Here is a 19,476-nt window from a genome sequence, read left to right on the forward strand (position 1 = left end):
TAACGGTGATTAACAGCTGAAAGCAAATCCGGTAAAGCGCAGTCTTAAGCATAAGGCGCTAAGGAGACCGTAAATGGCTGATACAAAGGCAAAACTCACCCTCAACGGTGGTGATGCTATTGAACTGGATGTGCTAAAAGGCACGCTCGGTCAGGATGTTATTGATATCCGTACGCTGGGTTCCAAAGGAGTATTTACCTTTGACCCTGGATTTACCTCTACCGCATCTTGCGAATCCAAAATCACCTACATTGACGGTGACGAAGGTATCCTGCTCCATCGCGGCTTCCCCATCGATCAGTTAGCCACCGAATCCAACTATCTGGAAGTGTGCTACATCCTGCTGAACGGCGAAAAGCCAACGCAGGCGCAGTACGATGAATTCAAAACCACCGTCACCCGTCACACCATGATCCATGAGCAGATTACCCGTCTGTTCCATGCGTTCCGTCGTGACTCTCACCCGATGGCGGTGATGTGCGGGATTACCGGTGCGCTGGCGGCGTTCTACCACGACTCCCTTGACGTGAATAACCCGCGTCACCGTGATATCGCGGCGTTCCGTCTGCTGTCCAAAATGCCTACCATGGCGGCGATGTGTTACAAATACTCCATCGGCCAGCCGTTTGTGTATCCACGTAACGACCTCTCCTACGCCGGTAACTTCCTGCGCATGATGTTCTCCACGCCGTGCGAAGAGTACGAAGTGAACCCGGTGCTGGAACGCGCAATGGACCGTATCCTGATCCTGCACGCTGACCACGAACAGAACGCTTCCACCTCTACCGTCCGTACCGCGGGCTCTTCAGGCGCGAACCCGTTCGCCTGTATCGCTGCGGGCATCGCCTCCCTGTGGGGACCGGCGCACGGCGGTGCGAACGAAGCGGCACTGAAGATGCTGGAAGAGATCAGCACCGTTGAGCACATTCCTGAATTCGTGCGTCGCGCGAAAGACAAGAATGACTCCTTCCGCCTGATGGGCTTCGGTCACCGTGTTTACAAAAACTATGACCCACGCGCCACCGTGATGCGTGAAACCTGCCACGAAGTGCTGAAAGAACTGGGTACCAAAGATGATCTGCTGGAAGTGGCGATGGAGCTGGAACACATCGCGCTGAACGACCCGTACTTCATCGAGAAGAAACTCTACCCGAACGTCGACTTCTACTCCGGTATCATTCTGAAAGCGATGGGTATTCCGTCTTCCATGTTCACCGTAATCTTCGCCATGGCCCGTACCGTAGGCTGGATTGCGCACTGGAACGAAATGCACAGCGAAGGCATGAAAATCGCCCGTCCTCGTCAGCTGTATACCGGCTACGAGCAGCGTGATTTTAAGTCTGATATTAAGCGCTAACAGATGTTGGGTGCGGCATGATGCCCTCACCCCAGCCCTCTCCCACAGGGAGAGGGTGAAAACCTTAAAAACGGTAACCCTTGGGTTACCGTTTTACTTTTATTTCTGGCAGTGCGGGCACCAGTAAAAAGGTCTCGAAGAGAGCATAATCCTGTCGATAATCCCGCCACATCGCTCGCACTTTTTCCCCGCCCGATGAAACACCTTAAACCGGAACAGCGCCCCGTGATGCCTATTCTCATCTACCACGCCGCGCGTCGTGTAGGATAAACGCGGTATGTCCAGCAGCGCATGGGACAGCGCTTCCAGTTGTTCGTCGCTGAGCTGCGAAGCTTTATGCTGCGGCGCCAGCCCGGCTTCCCAAAGGATTTCCACCCGCAGGTAGTTGCCGAGCCCGGCCAGAAAGGCCTGGTCGAGAAAAAGACCGGAAAACTGCCGATTGCGAAATTTGGGTGACAGCAAACGGGCTTTCACATCGCCCGCCGTCAGGCGCATATCCAGCACATCCGGCCCGACGCGCAGCAAGAACGGATGAACGAGCAACTGCTCAGGCGTTAACATTTCAATATCCGACGCGCTGTAAAGCAGGATGGCTTTATCCGCCGTTTGCAGCCTGACCCGCAGCACACGGGTGGTTTGCGGTTGTTCATCCGCGTTAACCACGCGCCAGACGCCGTAAAGCTGGTTATGGCTATATAACGTCAGGTTATGGGAAAAGTGCGTGAGTAAGGCTTTCCCGCGCGTTTCAATATGGGTCACCGTCTGCCCCAGCAGCTGTGATTCAAACGGTTTGAGTTGCGGAAAGGCAAACCAAACATCCGTCAGCGGTTTGCCCTTTATCGCCGCTTCCAGGCTATCCGCCGCGCGGCGGATCTCCGGACCTTCTGGCATGTTATTGTCCTTAAATGATTATTCTGCGCTGACAAGAATACCCTCATCAGAGAACGCTGCCCGCAGGCGTCGCGCAAACTGGAGCGCATGCTCGCCGTCGCCATGTAAGCATACCGTATCGGCCTGAACGTTTGCCGATGTACCATCCACAGCGGTGACACGTCCGGCGCGCACCATCTCCAGCGTCTGCGCCAGCGCTTTACCTTCGTCGGTAATGAGCGCCCCGGCCTGCGTTCGCGGCACCAGGCTGCCATCAGGCTGATATCCCCGGTCGGCAAACACTTCCTGGCGGATGGTTAACCCCAGGCGCTGCCCGGCGCGGATCAGCTCGCTGCCCGCCAGGCCCACCAGAATCAGCTGAGAGTCACAATCCCGCACCGCGCGGGCAATGGCGTCCGCCAGAGCAGGATCTTTCGCCGCCTGATTGTAAAGCATGCCGTGCGGCTTCACGTGGCGCAGTACGCCCTTCTCAGCGCGCACTATCGCCTCCAGCGCGCCAATCTGGTAAAGCATCTGAGCGTAGACCGTCTCCGGCGGCAGGTCCATCGCCGTACGGCCAAAGTTCTCCCGGTCGGGAAAGCTCGGGTGAGCGCCTATCGCCACGCCGTTTTTAATGGCATTGCGCACGCTCTCCAGCATGGTTTGCGCATCACCCGCGTGAAAGCCGCAGGCGATGTTGACCGAAGATACCAGCGTCATCAGCTCTGCGTCGGCGCGGCTCCCCTCCCCCAGATCGGCATTTAAATCAATCTTTACCATCAAGCCTCCACGCCAGCTGTTCGAGATAACGCTGCTGATCCTGCCGCGCTTTCAGCGCCTCCTCCAGCGAACATTGCACGAAATGGATCGGCTGACCGAGGGGAATTTGCGCCAGATGGTAGCGATCCGCGTCAATAATGCAGGCAATGCGCGGATAGCCGCCCGTCGTCTGCGCATCGTTCATCAGCAAAATGGGTTGACCATTGCCCGGAACCTGAATGACGCCAGGCAATAAGCCGTGGGAGAGCAACTCCCGGTCGGTTGTGCGGGTCAGCGGCTGCCCCTGCAGGCGGTAGCCCATGCGGTTACTCTGCGGGCTAATCTTCCACGGCGAACGCCAGAAAGACTCTTTAGAAGCGTCATCGAACTCCTGATATTCCGGCCCCGGTAAGGCGCGGATCACGTTCCCCCACAGCAACTGTTTTACGCCCTGCGTCGTCGAGAAATCGCGTGTTGACGGCTTAATCGCCAGACGATCGCCATCGCGTAGCGAACGTCCCTCATGCCCCCCTATGCCCGCTTTCTGATCGGTGCTGGCTGACCCCAGCACCTCCGGCACGTCAATGCCCCCCGCTACCGCAAGGTAACTGCGCACGCCGTGCAAAGGCCGTTTCAGCGTCAGACGTTGCCCGGCTTTCGCCCGCAACCGCCAGCCGGTCCACACCGCTTTGCCGTCCAGCGTGGCGTCACAACCTGCGCCGGTCAACGCAAACCAGGTTTCCTGACCGAACTCAATCACGCACTGACCCAGCGTAATTTCTAACGCCGCCGTGCTGCCTGCGTTACCCACCAGCAGGTTGGCAATCTCCAGCGAAGGACGATCAAGCGCACCGCAGTAGCTCACGCCAGACTGGCGCAGGCCAAAGCGGCCGGCATCCTGTACCGAGGTATAAAGCCCTGCGCGAAGTAACGTTAACATACCCCCTCCTTCTGCGGGATAAAGCGAAGGGTATCACCAGGACGAAGGAGAATGGGTGCCTCCTGCCCCGGTTCAAATAGCGGGGTGGAGGTGTATCCGATAAGCTGCCAGCCGCCCGGTGAGGTGAGCGGATAAATTCCGGTTTGTTCGCCGCCAATCGCCACCGTTCCCGCGGGAACGCTCAGGCGTGGCTCGGCCCGGCGCGGCGTATGCAGCTGAGGGGATAATCCGCCAAGATACGGGAAGCCGGGTTGAAACCCCAGAAACCAGACCACGTAATCCACCGAACTGTGCAGTTCAACAACCTGCTTCTCCGTTAATCCGCAGTGATCCGCCACCACGCCAAGATCCGGCCCACCCGTGCCGCCATAGACGACCGGGATTTCAATCATTCTCGATTCCGGCTCCAGCGCTTCGCTCTCTTCCCACCAGCGCTGAAGACGTTCAATAGCATCCAGCGCCTTTGTCTGCGGGTTGCGCAGCATGACGGTAATGTTATTCATGCCAGGAATGGTTTCTACCACTTCCGGGATGTCAACCAGACGCTGTGTCAGCCGCCAGATACGCTTTTGCGTGGCAAGCGTGACCGGCGGTTCAAGTTCCAGTACAACTGCGCTTTCACCCAGAAGATAACAACGCGCTCTCTGCACTCGGGCACCTCTCATCAGGCGGGATTAGGGATATCAATAAAGGTCACATCCAGATCGGTATTTTCCGTCAGCCATTCGCTGAGGGCGCGGATACCGCCACGCTCGGTAGCATGGTGGCCTGCCGCGTAAAAATGCAGCCTCTGTTCACGGGCTGAGTGAACCGTCTGCTCAGAGACTTCACCGGTAATAAACGCATCAACACCAAAACGCGCGGCGCTGTCGATAAAGCCCTGACCGCCGCCGGTACACCAGGCAACGCGCTTAACGGTATCCGGCCCCGTGTCGCCACACCACAGCGGACGACGCCCGAGACGTGCTTCGATCCACGAGGCCAGCTCCAGACCCGGAACCGGCATCGACAGCTCTCCCCACGGGACCAGTGGCTCGATTTCGCCCATCACAGTGATCCCCAACAGCTGCGCCAGCTGGACGTTATTCCCCAGTTCCGGGTGTGCATCCAGCGGCAGGTGGTAGCCGTACAGGTTGATGTCATTGGCCAACAGCGTTTTCAGGCGGTTGCGCTTCATACCGCGAATAATCGGTGATTCGTTTTTCCAGAAATAACCGTGGTGAACAATGATCGCATCGGCCTCCTGACGCACCGCTTCATCCAGCAATGCCTGGCTTGCCGTCACGCCGGTGATGATTTTTTGCACTGTCTCACGGCCTTCCACCTGCAGCCCATTCGGGCCGTAATCGCTGAAGCCGGCGGTATTGAGTTTTTCGTTAATCAGGCTTTCCAGTTCGCTGTTTTTCATCATCACTCTCTTAAGCTTTACGGGCGGCTTCATAGGCCGCCAGCGTGGCGACGCGCGCCTGTTTATGGTCAACAATCGGGCGGGGATAATCGAGCTTTACGCCCTGTTTATCCGCCCATGCCCACGGGTCGTGGATCGCTTTCGCAGGAACATGCCTGAGCGCGGGCAACCAGCGACGAATAAAGTCGCCGTTAGCATCAAATTTTTGTCCCTGAGTGGTCGGATTGAAAATCCGGAAATAGGGAGCCGCATCGGTACCGGTAGAGGCCGCCCACTGCCATCCGCCATTATTCGCTGCCAGATCGCCATCGATCAGTTGAGAAATAAAATAACGCTCCCCGACACGCCAGTCGATAAGCAGATCTTTCACCAGGAAGCTGGCGGTAATCATTCGCAGACGGTTGTGCATCCACCCGGTTTCATTCAACTGGCGCATCGCGGCATCAACAATCGGATAGCCCGTTTCCCCCTTTTTCCAGGCCAGTAAACGCGCCTCGTCATGCTGCCATTTTACGTTATCGGTCCAGGGAATGAACGGGCGATGCTTGCAGAGATCGGGATGATAAGTCATCAGATGGCGATAGAACTCACGCCAGATCAGTTCGTTCAGCCACACCGACCCCGTCCCGCCGTCCAGCGCCTGCGGCTGCTCGGCCAGTAGACGATGCAGACACTGGCGAGGAGAGAGCACGCCCAATGCCAGGCAGGCCGATAATCGGCTTGTCCCTTCAACCGCCGGGAAATCCCTGCGCGCGTCGTACTCTCCCGCGCCCTGCTTGCAAAACTGGCGCAGCTTCGCAATCGCTGATTTCTCACTGGCAGGGAACAGAAGATCGTCGAACGACTGTTGGGGATAGTTAAACGTTAATTCAGGCAGATCGGTTATGGCATCACCCCGAACAGCGGGCGCGGCCACGCACTCAGGCAGCGCCTCTTTCAGGCGTTTAACAAACGCATTTTTAAACGGCGTAAACACTTTGTACATTTCGTGACTGCCGGTCATGACGCTGCCCGGCGCCAGCATGACGCTGTCATCAAATCCTTCACAAACTACCCCGTCCAGCATGTTTTCCAGCTGGCGATCCCGCCGCTGTTCGTTCAGCTCGTACTGATAGTTATAAAAAAGGTGTGTGACGCCGTTTTGCTGACAGATCGCCTGCAGCATCTGAAGCTGCGCGGCAAAATCACTGACCTCTTTGTAGATCAGCGGAATACCTTTTTCAGCAAGCGCGTGTTGCAGAACGTTCAGATGTGATTTGAGGTAAGCCGCCTGGCGCGGTGCCATATCATGCTGCTGCCACTGTTCGGGCGTAGCGATGAACAGTGCCAGCACGCTGGCATCCTCAGAACGACAGGCTGCCGCGAGAGCGATGTTGTCATGTACGCGCAGATCTGCGCGAAACCAAACCAGATGGGTGGGCATAAAACTCCAGGCAAATATCCATTATGTCCGTAAGGGCACGCCACCAAAGGAAAAAGTGGCGAGCTTTTACTGTACTTTGCCATGAAGTGTAGACGGGATGAAATAAAAAAGACCGCCGGGGGGTGGTAATGCCAGTCAGTTAAGTAACTGACTGGCATTACCCATTGCTATTGGCGGTTTCTATATTGCTATGTGTAGTCTTTCTTTTTTAGTAGAAGTCGCAGGTCGCTTTCTCGGCCTGATCCATCCACACCGGCTTCTCGCTGGTTTTCGCCCAGACGCGGTGCAGATAGCTGTAAAAACGAGCGCGATCTTTCCAGAACAGCATCACCGGCAGGGCCAGCACGCCAGCCACTACGGCGAAAGTACGACGCATGAACACAATATGAGCTGGATACGCTTTATACAGATCCATATTTTCTCCCCTATAGTTGGCCGGAAACGTCATCCGGAAAATTCAAAATCTGTGACCTGGATAAAATAATATCGCTTTGCGTGTAATTTTACTACTCATCCGACCACTTATTTTTATTCATTTAGTGAATATTTACACTCGCGCCGTAATTTAGTTACAAAAAAGTTAACAATTTACTTACCAATAGTTAAATTGTGGGCTTTGCCATTTTTATACTTTTTTTACACCCTCTCTCCTCATTTTTGCGAAATCTTTGCGCCATAAATCCTACCGTTAACCCAACAACAAAAGTCACCCGGAGGTGGATTGTGAGTGCAGGTCTTATTGCCGGCATCGTGCTGGTGTTCCTGTTATTGGGTTATCTGGTTTATGCCCTGATTAATGCGGAGGCATTCTGATGGCTGCTCAGGCGTTTTTGCTTATTGCCAGCTTCTTACTGGCGTTGTTCGTTCTGGCAAGGCCACTGGGAATGGGGCTGGCAAGGCTTATCAACAACGTCCCCCTGCCTGGTACGGGAAGCGTTGAAAAAGGGATCTGGCGTGTACTGGGAATAGACGATCGCGAGATGAGCTGGCGTGAATATCTGTTTGCCATTCTGCTGCTGAATATTGTTGGGCTGATTGCACTTTTTACCCTGCTGATGCTGCAGGGGAGTCTGCCGCTGAATCCGCAACAATTACCGGGTCTGTCCTGGCATCTTGCGCTGAATACGGCAGTCAGCTTTGTCACCAACACCAACTGGCAGTCCTATGCGGGTGAAACCACGCTCAGCTATTTCAGCCAGATGGTTGGGTTAACCGTTCAGAACTTCCTCTCAGCCGCCAGCGGTATCGCTGTGATCTTCGCGCTGACGCGCGCGTTTGCTCGTCAGAAAATCAGTACCCTGGGTAACGCGTGGGTGGATCTGACGCGCATCACGCTGTGGATATTGCTGCCAATTGCGCTGCTGATCGCGCTGTTCTTTATTCAGCAAGGTAGCCTGCAAAACCTGCTGCCATACACCCCTTATACCTCGCTGGAAGGGGCAAAACAGCTCCTGCCGATGGGGCCCGTGGCGTCGCAGGAAGCCATAAAGATGCTCGGCACCAACGGCGGCGGCTTCTTCAACGCCAACTCATCGCATCCGTTTGAAAACCCGACTGCCCTGACCAATTTTGTGCAGATGCTGGCGATTTTCCTGATCCCCACCGCACTCTGCTTTGCCTTTGGTGATGTCGTCAACGATCGCCGTCAGGGGCGCACCCTGCTCTGGACCATGTCGTTAATCTTCGTGGTCTGCGTTGCGCTGGTGATGTGGGCTGAATGGAACGGCAATAGCCATTTCATGCAGCTTGGGGCTAACAGCAATATCAATATGGAAGGTAAAGAGAGCCGCTTTGGCATTCTCGCCAGCAGCCTCTATGCGGTGGTCACCACGGCGGCCTCGTGCGGGGCGGTGAATGCCATGCATGACTCCTTCACCGCACTGGGCGGAATGATCCCAATGTGGCTGATGCAGATTGGCGAGGTGGTATTTGGCGGCGTGGGTTCAGGTCTTTACGGCATGCTGTTGTTCGTGATGCTGGCGGTGTTTATTGCCGGTCTGATGATTGGTCGTACCCCGGAATACCTCGGTAAAAAAATCGACGTTCGCGAGATGAAATTAACCGCGCTGGCGATTCTGGTAACCCCTGCCCTCGTACTGCTCGGCTCCGCACTGGCGCTGATGACCGAGGCCGGACGCAGCGGCATCTTTAACCCGGGTATTCACGGCTTTAGCGAAGTGCTGTATGCCGTCTCCTCTGCCGCCAACAACAACGGCAGTGCCTTTGCAGGCTTAAGTGCCAACTCACCGTTCTGGAACTGTCTGCTGGCGTTCTGCATGTTCGTGGGTCGTTTCGGGATCATCGTGCCGGTCATGGCGATTGCCGGATCGCTGGTGAATAAAAAAATTCAACCGACCACCACCGGAACATTACCGACCCACGGCGCGCTGTTTATCGGCCTGCTCACAGGCACCGTGTTACTGGTTGGTGCCCTGACCTTTATCCCCGCCCTCGCGTTAGGCCCGGTCGCGGAATACCTCTCTTTACGCTGATTTTGCGGAGAATTTGTCATGAGTCGTAAACAACTGGCCCTGTTCGAACCGTCATTAGTTCGTCAGGCGCTCATGGATGCGGTGAAAAAACTGAGCCCGCGCGTGCAGTGGCACAACCCGGTGATGTTTATTGTCTGGGCGGGAAGCGTCCTGACCACCGCACTGGCGATTGCCATGGGAACGGGCCACATGCCGGGAAATGCGATGTTTACCGGCGCCATTAGCCTGTGGCTGTGGTTTACCGTGCTGTTTGCTAACTTTGCGGAAGCGCTGGCGGAAGGCCGGAGTAAAGCCCAGGCCAACAGCCTGAAAGGGGTAAAAAAGACCGCCTTCGCACGCAAGTTACGTGAACCAAAATACGGTGCGCAGATGGACCACGTTCCGGCGGATGAACTGCGTAAAGGCGATGTAGTGCTGGTCGAAGCTGGCGATATTATCCCGTGCGACGGGGAAGTGATTGAAGGTGGCGCGTCGGTGGACGAAAGCGCCATCACCGGGGAATCCGCCCCGGTTATCCGTGAATCCGGCGGCGATTTCGCCTCCGTAACGGGGGGGACGCGCATACTCTCCGACTGGCTGGTGATCCAGTGTAGCGTTAACCCAGGTGAAACCTTCCTTGACCGGATGATCGCCATGGTGGAAGGCGCCCAGCGTCGTAAAACCCCCAACGAGATTGCCCTGACCATCCTGCTGGTCGCGTTGACCCTCGTCTTCCTGCTGGCAACCGCGACCCTGTGGCCGTTCTCCGCCTATGGCGGTACGGCGGTCACCATCACGGTGCTGGTGGCGCTGCTGGTCTGTCTGATCCCCACCACTATCGGCGGCCTGCTGTCGGCCATCGGCGTGGCCGGTATGAGCCGTATGCTCGGTGCCAACGTCATCGCCACCAGCGGACGTGCCGTTGAAGCGGCGGGCGATGTAGACGTTCTGCTGCTTGATAAAACCGGGACCATCACCCTCGGTAACCGTCAGGCATCAGACTTCTTACCCGCACCTGGCGTGGATGAAAAAACGCTGGCAGATGCCGCACAGCTCTCATCGCTTGCCGACGAAACTCCGGAAGGTCGCAGCATTGTGATTCTTGCCAAACAGCGCTTTAACCTGCGCCAGCGCGACGTTCAGAGCCTGCATGCCACTTTCGTGCCCTTCACGGCACAGACCCGGATGAGCGGCATTAATATTCAGGACCGGATGATCCGTAAAGGCTCGGTTGACGCCATCCGTCGCCACATTGAGGCTAATAACGGTCACTTCCCATCCGAAGTGGATAGTCTGGTGGAAAGCGTGGCCCGTCAGGGGGCAACGCCGCTGGTGGTGGCTGAAGGCGCAAATGTGCTGGGGGTGATTGCCCTGAAGGATATCGTCAAAGGCGGCATCAAAGAACGCTTTGCCCAGCTGCGTAAAATGGGGATCAAAACGGTGATGATCACCGGGGATAACCGCCTGACCGCAGCGGCGATTGCTGCCGAAGCGGGCGTGGATGATTTTCTTTCCGAAGCCACACCGGAAGCCAAACTGGCCTTGATTCGTCAGTATCAGGCGGAAGGGCGTCTGGTAGCGATGACCGGTGACGGGACCAACGATGCCCCTGCTCTGGCGCAGGCCGACGTGGCGGTGGCAATGAACTCCGGTACCCAGGCGGCAAAAGAGGCGGGCAACATGGTCGATCTCGACTCTAACCCGACCAAGCTGATTGAAGTCGTGCACATTGGTAAGCAGATGCTGATGACGCGCGGCTCGCTGACCACGTTCAGCATCGCTAACGATGTGGCGAAATATTTCGCCATCATTCCGGCCGCGTTTGCTGCGACCTATCCGCAATTAAACGCCCTGAACGTAATGCACCTGCACTCCCCGGCATCGGCCATTCTGAGCGCGGTAATCTTTAACGCCCTGATTATTGTCTTCCTGATCCCGCTGGCGCTGAAAGGCGTGAGCTACAAGCCGCTCACGGCGGCCGCCATGCTGCGCCGCAACCTGTGGATTTACGGCCTGGGTGGGCTGGTGGTGCCCTTCATCGGTATCAAGGCTATCGATCTGCTGTTGACCCTGTTCGGGCTGGTTTAAAAGGTGAATCAAATGACGATGTTACGCCCCGCTATACTTCTGTTTATTCTGCTGTCGCTGATTACCGGCGGGCTCTACCCGCTGGTCACCACCGCCCTGGGCCAGTGGTGGTTTAAGGATCAGGCTAACGGCTCGCTGATTATGCAAAACGGTGAAAACCGCGGTTCGCGCCTGATTGGCCAGAGCTTTACGGACGCTCGCTACTTCCAGGGACGCCCTTCCGCCACTGCCGAAAGCCCGTATAATCCGATGGCATCCGGCGGCAGTAACCTGGCGGGCAGCAACCCGGCGCTGGACAAAGCCGTCGCCGAGCGTGTGGCCGCCCTGCGCGCCGCCAACCCACAGGCCAGCCGCGAGGTTCCCGTGGAGCTGGTCACCGCCTCAGCCAGCGGGCTGGACTATAGCCTGACGCCGGCAGCAGTGGCGTGGCAGATCCCGCGCGTTGCCGCCGCCCGTCAATTGAGTGTTGAACAGGTGAGCAAACTGGTGGCAGAACACACACAAAAGCCGCTGGTCAGCTATATCGGCATGCCGGTAGTGAATATTGTTGAGCTGAATCTGGCGCTGGACGCGCTAAGGAAAAACTAAATGACCGACGAGCCCATGCGCCCGGATCCGGACAGGCTGCTTGAACAGACGGCTGAAGCCCATCGCGGCAAACTGAAAATTTTCTTTGGCGCCTGCGCGGGTGTCGGGAAAACCTTCGCCATGCTGACGGAAGCCCAGCGGCTTCGGGCGCAGGGGCTCGATATACTCATCGGCGTGGTTGAAACCCACGGACGTAAAGAGACGGCATCGCTGCTGAAGGGGCTTGCCACCCAGCCGCCACGCCGCATCAGCCATCGGGGTCGTTTAGTCACAGAGTTTGATATTGATGCCGCCCTCGCCCGCCGTCCGGCGCTTATCCTGATGGACGAACTGGCGCACAGCAATGCGCCAGGCTCGCGTCACCCCAAGCGCTGGCAGGATGTGGAAGAATTACTTGAAGCTGGCATTGATGTTTTCACGACGGTTAACGTGCAGCATCTGGAAAGCCTGAACGACGTGGTCAGCGGCGTGACCGGCATTCAGGTGCGCGAGACGGTGCCCGACCCTTTCTTCGATTCCGCTGACGAAGTGGTGCTGGTCGATCTGCCGCCGGATGATTTGCGCCAGCGCCTGCACGAAGGCAAAGTCTATATTGCCGGACAGGCCGAGCGTGCCATCGAACATTTCTTCCGCAAAGGCAACCTGATTGCCCTGCGCGAACTGGCTCTGCGCCGTACTGCCGATCGCGTTGACGATCAGATGCGTGCCTGGCGCGATTTGCAGGGCCAGGAACGCGTCTGGCATACGCGGGATGCCATCCTGCTGTGCGTGGGGCACGGCAGCGGTAACGAAAAACTTGTCCGTACCGCCGCGCGTCTGGCCGCCAAATTTGGCAGCGTCTGGCATGCGGTGTATGTCGAAACGCCGCAGCTTCATGCCCTGCCCGAAAACCAGCGCCGCGCGATTCTGAGTTCGCTGCGCCTGGCGCAGGAGCTGGGTGCCGAAACCGCCACCCTTTCCGATCCTCAGGAAGATAAAGCCATTCTGCGCTACGCCCGGGAGCATAACCTGGGGAAAATCGTCATTGGCCGTCGCCAGCATCGTCGCTGGTTTAGCCGTGAATCCTTTGCCGACAAACTGGCCCGCCGCGCGCCGGATCTGGACCTGGTGATCGTGGCGCTGGATGATAAACCCACGCCCCTTCCCAGCCGCGCCCCGGACAGCCGTACTTTCAGTGATAAATGGCGCATTCAGCTTCGCGGCTGCCTGGTGGCCGTCGTGCTCTGCGCCCTGATCACGATCATTGCCAGCAAATGGCTGATTGCCTTCGACGCGGCCAACCTGGTGATGATCTACCTCCTTGGCGTGGTGGTGGTGGCGCTCTTTTACGGACGCTGGCCGTCGGTGCTGGCAACGGTGATTAACGTCATCAGCTTTGATCTGTTCTTTATTGCCCCTCGCGGGACGCTCGCCGTGTCGGACGTACAGTACATCCTGACCTTTGCCGTGATGCTCACCGTCGGGCTGGTGATCGGCAATCTGACGGCGGGCGTGCGCTACCAGGCGCGCATCGCCCGCTACCGCGAACAGCGCACGCGGCATCTGTATGAAATGTCAAAATCGCTGGCGGTGGGTCGGACCCCGCTGGATATTGTGCAGACCAGCGAGCAGTTTATTCGCTCGACGTTTCATGCCAGCAACCTGATTTTACTCCCGGACGAACACGGTAAGCTGCGCCCGCTAACCTCGGCCTCCGGCATGACGCCCTGGGACGAAGCCATCGCGCGCTGGAGCTTTGATAAAGGGTTACCTGCGGGCGCAGGTACCGACACCCTGCCCGGCGTGCCCTATCAAATTCTGCCGCTGCGCAGCGCCGATAAAAATCAGGGGCTGGTGATTGTTGAGCCCTCAAACCTGCGTCAACTGATGATCCCCGAGCAGCAGCGGCTGCTGGAGACTTTTACGCTGCTGGTTGCCAGCGCACTGGAACGGCTGGCGCTTACCGCCAGTGAAGAACAGGCCCGACTGGCCAGCGAGCGTGAAAGCATTCGTAACTCGCTGCTGGCGGCGCTGTCGCACGACCTGCGGACACCGCTGACCGTTCTGTTTGGTCAGTCAGAAATCCTGACGCTGGACCTGGCCGCGGAAGGGTCTAAACACGCCCTTCAGGCCAGCGAAATCCGCCAGCACGTGCTGAATACCACCCGTCTGGTGAATAACCTGCTCGATATGGCGCGCATTCAGTCGGGCGGATTTAACCTCAAAAAAGAGTGGCTCACGCTGGAAGAAGTGGTAGGCAGCGCGCTGAAAATGCTGGAGCCCGGCCTCGGTGGGCGGCATATCGCGCTGAACATGCCTGAACCCCTGACCTTAATTCACGTCGATGGCCCCTTGTTTGAACGGGTGCTGATCAATCTGCTGGAAAATGCCGGTAAATATGCCGGCTCAAGTGCCCGGATTGGCGTGGATGCGATGGTAGAGGATGGCACGCTTCACCTTGACGTCTGGGATACCGGACCGGGCATTCCTGCCGGGCAGGAGCTGGCTATTTTCGAAAAATTCGCGCGCGGGAACAAGGAGTCGGCCATTCCGGGCGTTGGGCTCGGGCTGGCGATTTGTCAGGCGATCGTTGACGTCCATGGCGGAACCATTTCCGCAGAGAATCGTCCGGAAGGCGGCGCGCGTTTTTGTGTTACACTTCCTCTGGAAACCCCGCCAGAACTGAATGAATTACCAGAGGATTTGTGATTAACGTTCTGATTGTCGAAGATGAGATCGCCATTAGCCGTTTTCTGCGCGCTGCGCTGGAAGGAGACGGTCTGCGCGTTCACGATGCGGGTACGCTTCAACGGGGTTTAATTGAAGCCGCCACCCGCAAGCCGGACCTGGTGATCCTCGATCTTGGGCTGCCGGATGGCGACGGCATCGATTTTATTCGTGAGGTTCGTCAGTGGAGCCAGATGCCGATTCTCGTGCTCTCTGCCCGTACTGAAGAGACGGATAAAATCGCCGCGCTGGATGCCGGCGCCGATGACTATCTGATTAAACCCTTTGGCATTGGCGAATTGCAGGCTCGCCTGCGTGTGGCGCTGCGTCGTCATAGCGCCACCACGCCTGCCGACCCAACCTACACGTTTGGTGATATTCGGGTTGACCTCGCCGCACGGCGCATTGTGCGCGGTGAAGAGGAAATCCATCTTACCCCCATCGAATTCCGCCTGCTCGCCGTGCTGCTTAATAACCACGGCAAGGTTCTCACACAGCGCCAACTGTTGAGTCAGGTGTGGGGACCCAACGCGGTGGAACATAGTCACTATTTGCGCATATATATGGGTCACCTTCGTCAGAAACTGGAAGTCGACCCCGCTCGCCCTCGCCATTTATTAACTGAAACCGGTATCGGTTATCGGTTTATGCTTTGAATAACTATTCATATTATTTTCTAAATAATCAAAAACCCTCCCGATAAATATTAAAAAAATAATCAATGCATTATTCCATGGATTATTTTTGCTCGTTTAAAACATTAACAAAACCAATCATTAACACTTCAACAACAAATCAGCATTTTGATCTGAGTTATTCATCAAAAACGACTAATTATTTCTGAAATGATCGGTTAAGGGTGATCTGATTCACAGTTAATCCCTTTTTCCTGGATAAAATGACCATGCTTTCAATTACTGAAAGGAAAATGAAACATGGAAAACAACAATCGCTTAATGCCCCATATAAGGCGGACAACACATATCATGATGTTTGCCCACCGAAACTGCTTTGACTTTCACCTCTTTAATGCCCGGTAGTCCTTCGACTTCTGGCGCACTCGCTTACAGGTTATCCTGAAATACCTTATTTTACAGGCCATTGCCTGTGAACTCGTGCGCTCATTCAATTTAATTCAGACTCATCTGCAACCGGGCGGACTGAATTTCAATCATCAAAAAGCAATTTACTGATTTTAATCAGCGGCCACACTTTGCTTTTTTTCCGGAAAATTATCGATTTCTTTCTGACAAGAAATCGAAGGACGCTTATTACCTAAAATAAAGAGAGAAAGATGAAAAGTTTAAAAATCGCGGCCAGCCGTGCATGTCCGGACTGCTTTACCACCCAGCGTGAGCTTGTGGATGTCCGCGCTTCTGATTATATCGACGTCGCGGCCATTGTTCTGGCCGTTAGCGATATTTCCAGCGGCATACTGGAAGAAATAGAAGCCACCGGATTTGGCATTCCCGTCTTTGTCGCAACGCATAAAGAAGAGATCATTCCGGCAGATTATTTATCGCGCATTCACGGCGTATTTGAGCATTCAGACACCAGCAACGATTTTTATGGCCGCCAGCTGGAAGCGGCGGCCCAGAAGTACGAAACCCAGCTGCGACCGCCGTTTTTCCGTGCCCTCGTAGACTACGTGAAACAGGGTAACAGCGCATTTGACTGCCCGGGGCATCAGGGGGGGCAATTCTTCCGCCGTCATCCTGCGGGCAATCAGTTTGTCGATTTCTTTGGTGAAACGCTTTTCCGTTCCGACCTGTGTAACGCCGACGTGGCGATGGGCGATCTGCTGATCCACGAAGGCGCGCCGTGCATTGCGCAGCAACATGCCGCAAAGGTCTTTAATGCCGATAAGACCTACTTTGTGCTGAATGGGACCTCCTCATCCAACAAAGTGGTCCTTAACGCCCTGCTCACCCCTGGCGACCTGGTGCTGTTTGACCGTAATAACCACAAATCGAACCATCACGGCGCCCTTCTTCAGGCTGGCGCGACGCCGGTCTATCTGGAAACCGCGCGCAACCCGTACGGCTTTATTGGCGGCATTGACGCGCACTGCTTTGAGGAAAGCTACCTGCGCGAGTTGGTAGCCGAGGTGTTGCCGGGGCGTGCACGCGATGCGCGTCCGTTCCGTCTGGCGGTGATCCAGCTGGGTACCTACGATGGCACCATCTATAACGCCCGTCAGGTGGTGGATAAGATTGGGCATCTGTGTGATTACATCCTGTTCGACTCGGCCTGGGTAGGTTATGAGCAGTTTATTCCGATGATGGCCGACTGCTCGCCGCTGCTGCTGGAGCTGAACGAAAACGACCCGGGAATTCTGGTCACCCAGTCGGTACATAAACAGCAGGCAGGCTTCTCGCAGACCTCGCAGATCCACAAAAAGGACAGCCATATCAAAGGCCAGCAGCGCTATGTACCCCACAAGCGGCTGAATAATGCTTTTATGATGCACGCCTCCACCAGCCCGTTCTACCCTCTGTTTGCTGCGCTGGATATTAACGCCCGTATGCATGAAGGTCAGAGCGGTCGCAATATGTGGATGGACTGCGTGGTTAACGGTATCGAAGCGCGCAAACTGATCCTGGAGAACTGCCAGTACCTTCGTCCGTTTGTGCCGGAGACGGTGGATGGCCGTCCGTGGGAAAGCTTCGACACAGCGGAAATTGCCACCGATCTGCGCTTCTTCCACTTCGTACCGGGTGAAAACTGGCACGCTTTTGAGGGCTATGCCGAGCACCAGTACTTTATCGACCCGTGCAAGCTCCTGCTGACCACGCCAGGTATTAACGCCCGCACCGGCGAGTATGAGGATTTCGGCGTGCCCGCCACCATCCTCGCCAACTTCCTGCGTGAAAACGGCATCGTGCCGGAGAAATGCGATCTCAACTCGATCCTGTTCCTGCTCACCCCTGCGGAAGATATGGGCAAACTGCAGCAGCTGGTGGCGCAGCTGGTGCGCTTCGAAAAACTGCTCGAGAGCGATGTTCCGCTGAAAGAGGTCCTGCCTTCTCTCTACAAACAACATCCGGAACGTTACGCGGATTACACGCTGCGCCAGATTTGCCAGGAGATGCACGATCTCTATGCCCGCCATAACGTGAAGCAACTGCAAAAAGAGATGTTCCGCAAGTCTCACTTCCCGCGCGTGATGATGAACCCGCAGGAGGCAAACTATGCGTATCTGCGTGGTGAAGTCGAACTGGTCTCCCTGCGCGACGCGGAAGGCCGCATTGCCGCTGAAGGCGCCCTGCCTTATCCGCCTGGGGTGCTGTGCGTTGTCCCGGGCGAAGTCTGGGGCGGCTCCGTGCTGCGCTACTTTGCCGCGCTGGAAGACGGTATCAACCTGCTACCAGGCTTCGCGCCTGAGCTGCAGGGCGTATACGTTGAAGAGTGTGAGGGTCGCAAACAGGTTCGCTGTAACGTCATCAAACAACCCGCTGCTCAGCCCGCGCTGCTGAAAGGAGAGACATTATGAGTAAATCCAATAAGATGGGCGTGGTGCAGCTGACCATCCTCACCATGGTCAACATGATGGGGTCCGGGATCATCATGCTGCCCACCAAGCTTGCCGAAGTGGGCACCATTTCGATTATCTCCTGGCTGGTGACGGCGGTGGGGTCAATGGCGCTGGCGTGGGCATTCGCCAAATGCGGGATGTTCAGCCGCAAGTCCGGCGGGATGGGCGGCTATGCGGAATACGCTTTTGGCAAGTCCGGCAACTTTATGGCCAACTATACCTATGGTGTATCGCTGCTGATCGCCAACGTGGCGATTGCCATTTCTGCCGTGGGTTACGGGACGGAACTGTTTGGCGCCACGCTCACCCCGGTACAAATTGGGCTGGCGACCATCGGGGTGCTGTGGATCTGCACCGTGGCGAACTTCGGCGGCGCGCGTATCACCGGACAACTGAGCAGCATCACCGTCTGGGGCGTGATTATCCCGGTCGTCGGTTTATGCATCATCGGCTGGTTCTGGTTTAGTCCTACGCTCTACGCCAACTCCTGGAACCCGCATCATGTGCCGTTCTTTACCGCCGTGGGCTCTTCTATCGCCATGACGCTGTGGGCTTTCCTCGGACTGGAATCGGCCTGCGCGAACGCGGAAGTGGTTGAGAACCCGGAAAAGAACGTGCCGATTGCGGTACTTGGCGGAACGCTGGGGGCGGCGGTGATCTATATCGTCTCAACCAACGTGATTGCCGGGATTGTGCCGAATATGGATCTGGCTAACTCCACGGCACCGTTCGGGCTGGCTTTCGCCCAGATGTTCACCCCGGAAGTCGGGAAGGTGATTATGGGTCTGATGGTAATGTCCTGCTGCGGTTCGCTTCTCGGCTGGCAGTTCACCATCGCGCAGGTGTTTAAATCCTCGGCTGACGAAGGTTATTTCCCCAAAATCTTCTCCCGCGTCACCAAAGCGGACGCACCGGTGCAGGGCATGCTGGCCATCGTGATTTTCCAGAGTGGATTGTCGCTGATGACCATTAGCCCGTCGCTGAACAGCCAGTTCAACGTGCTGGTCAACCTGGCGGTGGTGACGAACATCATTCCGTACATTCTGTCGATGGCCGCGCTGGTGATTATTCAGAAGGTCGCGAAGGTGGATCCGCGTAAAGCACGAGCAGCGAATATCGTGGCGCTCATTGGGGCGATTTACAGCTTCTATGCGCTCTACTCTTCCGGTCAGGAAGCGATGCTCTATGGGGCAATGGTGACCTTTATGGGCTGGACGCTGTACGGTCTGGTGTCACCACGGTTTGAATTGAAGAATAAGCATAGTTAGGTAAAAACAAAACGGCAGCCCGAGGGTTGCCGTTTTTATTGTTTTCTCCCTCTCCCCGTGGGA

General features: G+C 56.4%; 17 protein-coding genes. 10 read left to right on the forward strand and 7 right to left on the reverse strand.

Annotated elements, in window-relative coordinates; genetic code table 11:
* Nucleotides 1–73: 73 nt before the first annotated feature.
* Nucleotides 74–1,357: a citrate synthase gene (locus tag ACOTYN_RS04825; protein ID WP_014883035.1), complete on the forward strand. Its 1,284-nt coding sequence runs from the start codon at nucleotides 74–76 to the stop codon at nucleotides 1,355–1,357.
* Nucleotides 1,358–1,456: 99 nt separating this feature from the next.
* On the opposite strand, the gene nei is transcribed toward ACOTYN_RS04825, so the two are convergent.
* The 7 genes from nei to ACOTYN_RS04860 all read right to left on the reverse strand — a co-directional run bounded on the left by nei (nucleotide 1,457) and on the right by ACOTYN_RS04860 (nucleotide 7,172).
* Nucleotides 1,457–2,248: an endonuclease VIII gene (gene nei / locus ACOTYN_RS04830; RefSeq protein ID WP_014883034.1), complete on the reverse strand. Its 792-nt coding sequence runs from the start codon at nucleotides 2,246–2,248 to the stop codon at nucleotides 1,457–1,459.
* An 18-nt stretch (nucleotides 2,249–2,266) separates the two neighbouring features.
* Nucleotides 2,267–3,007 (reverse strand): 5-oxoprolinase subunit PxpA, encoded by a 741-nt coding sequence (gene pxpA, locus ACOTYN_RS04835; protein WP_071922470.1) that lies wholly within the window; start codon nucleotides 3,005–3,007, stop codon nucleotides 2,267–2,269.
* Nucleotides 2,994–3,926, reverse strand: a complete 933-nt coding sequence (gene pxpC, locus ACOTYN_RS04840) for a 5-oxoprolinase subunit PxpC (RefSeq protein WP_071922471.1) — start codon at nucleotides 3,924–3,926, stop codon at nucleotides 2,994–2,996. The genes pxpA and pxpC overlap by 14 nt, the downstream gene beginning before the upstream one ends.
* Complete coding sequence (pxpB, locus tag ACOTYN_RS04845; protein WP_071922472.1) at nucleotides 3,920–4,576, reverse strand: 5-oxoprolinase subunit PxpB; 657 nt, start codon at nucleotides 4,574–4,576, stop codon at nucleotides 3,920–3,922. The genes pxpC and pxpB overlap by 7 nt, the downstream gene beginning before the upstream one ends.
* Nucleotides 4,577–4,590: 14 nt before the next feature.
* Nucleotides 4,591–5,334, reverse strand: coding sequence for a type 2 GTP cyclohydrolase I (locus tag ACOTYN_RS04850; RefSeq protein ID WP_071922473.1), 744 nt, complete (start codon nucleotides 5,332–5,334; stop codon nucleotides 4,591–4,593).
* 10 nt (nucleotides 5,335–5,344) lie between these two features.
* Nucleotides 5,345–6,757 (reverse strand): deoxyribodipyrimidine photo-lyase, encoded by a 1,413-nt coding sequence (phrB, locus tag ACOTYN_RS04855; protein WP_045134257.1) that lies wholly within the window; start codon nucleotides 6,755–6,757, stop codon nucleotides 5,345–5,347.
* A gap of 208 nt (nucleotides 6,758–6,965) precedes the next feature.
* The gene (locus tag ACOTYN_RS04860; protein WP_014883027.1) at nucleotides 6,966–7,172 is read right to left on the reverse strand and encodes a YbfA family protein; all 207 of its coding nucleotides are present in this window, start codon (nucleotides 7,170–7,172) and stop codon (nucleotides 6,966–6,968) included.
* A gap of 308 nt (nucleotides 7,173–7,480) precedes the next feature.
* On the opposite strand from ACOTYN_RS04860, the gene kdpF reads away from it, so the two are divergent.
* The 9 genes from kdpF (at nucleotide 7,481) to potE (ending at nucleotide 19,413) form a co-directional block, all read left to right on the forward strand.
* Nucleotides 7,481–7,570, forward strand: a complete 90-nt coding sequence (kdpF, locus tag ACOTYN_RS04865; protein WP_014069365.1) for a K(+)-transporting ATPase subunit F — start codon at nucleotides 7,481–7,483, stop codon at nucleotides 7,568–7,570.
* Nucleotides 7,570–9,249, forward strand: a complete 1,680-nt coding sequence (kdpA, locus tag ACOTYN_RS04870) for a potassium-transporting ATPase subunit KdpA (protein ID WP_014883026.1) — start codon at nucleotides 7,570–7,572, stop codon at nucleotides 9,247–9,249. The genes kdpF and kdpA overlap by 1 nt, the downstream gene beginning before the upstream one ends.
* Before the next feature lie 18 nt (nucleotides 9,250–9,267).
* The gene (gene kdpB, locus ACOTYN_RS04875; RefSeq protein WP_045268239.1) at nucleotides 9,268–11,316 is read left to right on the forward strand and encodes a potassium-transporting ATPase subunit KdpB; all 2,049 of its coding nucleotides are present in this window, start codon (nucleotides 9,268–9,270) and stop codon (nucleotides 11,314–11,316) included.
* Nucleotides 11,317–11,328: 12 nt separating this feature from the next.
* A complete protein-coding gene (kdpC, locus tag ACOTYN_RS04880) occupies nucleotides 11,329–11,904 on the forward strand; it encodes a potassium-transporting ATPase subunit KdpC (RefSeq protein ID WP_023336922.1) in 576 nt (191 codons plus the stop codon).
* Complete coding sequence (kdpD, locus tag ACOTYN_RS04885; protein ID WP_023336921.1) at nucleotides 11,905–14,592, forward strand: two-component system sensor histidine kinase KdpD; 2,688 nt, start codon at nucleotides 11,905–11,907, stop codon at nucleotides 14,590–14,592.
* The gene (gene kdpE / locus ACOTYN_RS04890) at nucleotides 14,589–15,266 is read left to right on the forward strand and encodes a two-component system response regulator KdpE (protein ID WP_008501074.1); all 678 of its coding nucleotides are present in this window, start codon (nucleotides 14,589–14,591) and stop codon (nucleotides 15,264–15,266) included. Before kdpD ends, kdpE begins: the two co-directional genes overlap by 4 nt.
* Nucleotides 15,267–15,545: 279 nt before the next feature.
* On the forward strand, nucleotides 15,546–15,650 hold the full coding sequence (gene speFL / locus ACOTYN_RS04895) for a leader peptide SpeFL (protein WP_003858645.1): 105 nt from the start codon (nucleotides 15,546–15,548) through the stop codon (nucleotides 15,648–15,650).
* Between the two features lie 254 nt (nucleotides 15,651–15,904).
* A complete protein-coding gene (gene speF, locus ACOTYN_RS04900) occupies nucleotides 15,905–18,103 on the forward strand; it encodes an ornithine decarboxylase SpeF (RefSeq protein ID WP_071922475.1) in 2,199 nt (732 codons plus the stop codon).
* A complete protein-coding gene (potE, locus tag ACOTYN_RS04905; RefSeq protein WP_022647448.1) occupies nucleotides 18,100–19,413 on the forward strand; it encodes a putrescine-ornithine antiporter in 1,314 nt (437 codons plus the stop codon). Before speF ends, potE begins: the two co-directional genes overlap by 4 nt.
* The last annotated feature ends 63 nt before the right edge of the window (nucleotides 19,414–19,476 follow it).

It is taken from the genome of Enterobacter cloacae complex sp. IR5458 (genome assembly GCF_049238025.1).
GTDB classification, from domain to species: Bacteria; Pseudomonadota; Gammaproteobacteria; order Enterobacterales; family Enterobacteriaceae; genus Enterobacter; species Enterobacter kobei.

Coding starts and splice junctions, on each gene's coding strand:
- ACOTYN_RS04825 (WP_014883035.1), top strand. CDS start 74: ATGGCTGATACAAAGGCAAAACTCACCCTCAACGGTGGTGATGCTATT.
- nei (WP_014883034.1), bottom strand. CDS start 2,248: ATGCCAGAAGGTCCGGAGATCCGCCGCGCGGCGGATAGCCTGGAAGCG.
- pxpA (WP_071922470.1), bottom strand. CDS start 3,007: ATGGTAAAGATTGATTTAAATGCCGATCTGGGGGAGGGGAGCCGCGCC.
- pxpC (WP_071922471.1), bottom strand. CDS start 3,926: ATGTTAACGTTACTTCGCGCAGGGCTTTATACCTCGGTACAGGATGCC.
- ACOTYN_RS04850 (WP_071922473.1), bottom strand. CDS start 5,334: ATGAAAAACAGCGAACTGGAAAGCCTGATTAACGAAAAACTCAATACC.
- phrB (WP_045134257.1), bottom strand. CDS start 6,757: ATGCCCACCCATCTGGTTTGGTTTCGCGCAGATCTGCGCGTACATGAC.
- ACOTYN_RS04860 (WP_014883027.1), bottom strand. CDS start 7,172: ATGGATCTGTATAAAGCGTATCCAGCTCATATTGTGTTCATGCGTCGT.
- kdpA (WP_014883026.1), top strand. CDS start 7,570: ATGGCTGCTCAGGCGTTTTTGCTTATTGCCAGCTTCTTACTGGCGTTG.
- kdpB (WP_045268239.1), top strand. CDS start 9,268: ATGAGTCGTAAACAACTGGCCCTGTTCGAACCGTCATTAGTTCGTCAG.
- kdpC (WP_023336922.1), top strand. CDS start 11,329: ATGACGATGTTACGCCCCGCTATACTTCTGTTTATTCTGCTGTCGCTG.
- kdpD (WP_023336921.1), top strand. CDS start 11,905: ATGACCGACGAGCCCATGCGCCCGGATCCGGACAGGCTGCTTGAACAG.
- speFL (WP_003858645.1), top strand. CDS start 15,546: ATGGAAAACAACAATCGCTTAATGCCCCATATAAGGCGGACAACACAT.
- speF (WP_071922475.1), top strand. CDS start 15,905: ATGAAAAGTTTAAAAATCGCGGCCAGCCGTGCATGTCCGGACTGCTTT.
- potE (WP_022647448.1), top strand. CDS start 18,100: ATGAGTAAATCCAATAAGATGGGCGTGGTGCAGCTGACCATCCTCACC.